This is a genomic window from Candidatus Mycoplasma haematohominis, from assembly GCF_902712995.1.
In the GTDB taxonomy this organism is placed as follows: Bacteria; Bacillota_I; Bacilli_A; order Mycoplasmatales; family Mycoplasmoidaceae; genus Eperythrozoon_B; species Eperythrozoon_B haematohominis.
In genome coordinates this window covers 1-1,380 of sequence record NZ_CACTIB010000018.1, presented here as the reverse complement: position 1 = coordinate 1,380, position 1,380 = coordinate 1, and the positions used below count along the sequence as shown (strand labels likewise).

Here is a 1,380-nt window from a genome sequence, read left to right as displayed (position 1 = left end):
AAAGGAATCCCGTAACGGTTGAAAAAATAATCAAATATTCTCATGTTCTTTCAAAAGCCATAAAAAGCCCATATTTATCTGTGGTGCGGCCATTTTAAGAAGGGACATACTTTTCAAACTGAAATTAAAAAATACAGACAAAAAACTTAGGTGAATGAAGGATTTATAGTTACATAACTACTTATTAATGATCCTTGAATAACAAAAAACAATCTCTTCTGAACTAACTTAAAAACCTACCTTCTCCAATCCATATGTCAACCATAGTATCCATAAGATCCTGTTTTAATTTTGTTTCTAGGTTTTTTATGGGTGGAAGGTTTTCAATTTATATGCCATCCGTAATAACCAAATCCTCCTGGTTTAACTTCACTTTTCTCTTTTGCTTTTGGAGGAACTTCTGGAGATTTAGGTGGGGGCGTAACTTTAGCTGGAGGGACTTTAGGTTCTTTCTTTGGCGTTTCTTTAGGAGGTTTGGGTCTTGATTTTCTTATTCTGCTATTGAAGTTATAAAATTTAGTTTTTCTTTCTCCTTTATTAAGTTCATCGAAAATTCTGAAACCGTACTTATTTTCATCCTTTAACTCAAACAATCATAAATAAACATCATTGCAAACATCTTTATTTCTCCCATCTAGACCAAATCAACAACCTAAGCCATCTAGAATTCCTGCCCTGGAAAATCCTGAATTTTCTGCCTTATTTGGATCCTGTTTGCTTTCCCCAGAATGCTTTTCACTTTTTTCCTGATTAAGTTCGTCAAGTATCTTCCGTTTTTTTTCTTTATTTTCTAATTTAATTAAATCATTTAAATATGTCGGTAATTTCCATAATCAATCTCACACATCATCGCAAAACTTTTTATCTCAACCGTCTAAACCACTTACGCCACAACCCAAAGCATTTCTAATGCCGCTATTAGAAAGATCGTTAGTAGTTACAGAAACAGTAGGTTCTGCTTCTACTTCTAATAACTGAAGATTTTCAGAGGGGGGGTGCCGGAACCACTACCAACTCCAGAGTTAGCTAAAAGAACCGTAGAAGAAATACCTAATCCCAATAAAGCAAAAATACCAACAAATAAACCTATGAAAGCCACAATCGTTTAATTAAATTTCCAGAAATTTTATACTTTAAAAGATTTAAACTTTAAAAAAATATTTATTCTTTTCCTCCGTACATAGCTTTAACACCACATCAGAAGCCTTTACCTTGAGCTGGTTGGTAAGTATATCACTCATAGTTATTCAATTCATCTAAAGAACAAACTAAACCTCTATCAGCGCTTTGTACACGTGTTTTAGCTTTCAAATTCTTTTTCAAATATTCCTCAGCTGTAATAGGTTTTGTGCAGAAATAAGTAGCTTCAAAGAAGCTATC

The 1,380-nt window shown here is 33.2% G+C and carries 3 protein-coding genes; all 3 read right to left on the bottom strand.

The genetic code is table 4. From position 1 onward, the window contains the following. Nucleotides 1-236 precede the first annotated feature (236 nt). On the bottom strand, nucleotides 237-899 hold the full coding sequence (locus tag H6411_RS02965; RefSeq protein WP_216083160.1) for a hypothetical protein: 663 nt from the start codon (nucleotides 897-899) through the stop codon (nucleotides 237-239). A 68-nt stretch (nucleotides 900-967) separates the two neighbouring features. Next, nucleotides 968-1,099 carry a hypothetical protein gene (locus tag H6411_RS05915; protein ID WP_369408493.1) on the bottom strand — a complete coding sequence of 44 codons (132 nt, stop codon included), beginning with the start codon at nucleotides 1,097-1,099 and terminating at the stop codon, nucleotides 968-970. A gap of 62 nt (nucleotides 1,100-1,161) precedes the next feature. Further along, nucleotides 1,162-1,380, bottom strand: a 219-nt coding sequence (locus tag H6411_RS02960) for a hypothetical protein (RefSeq protein WP_216083159.1), incomplete at its 5' end; no start/stop codon positions are given.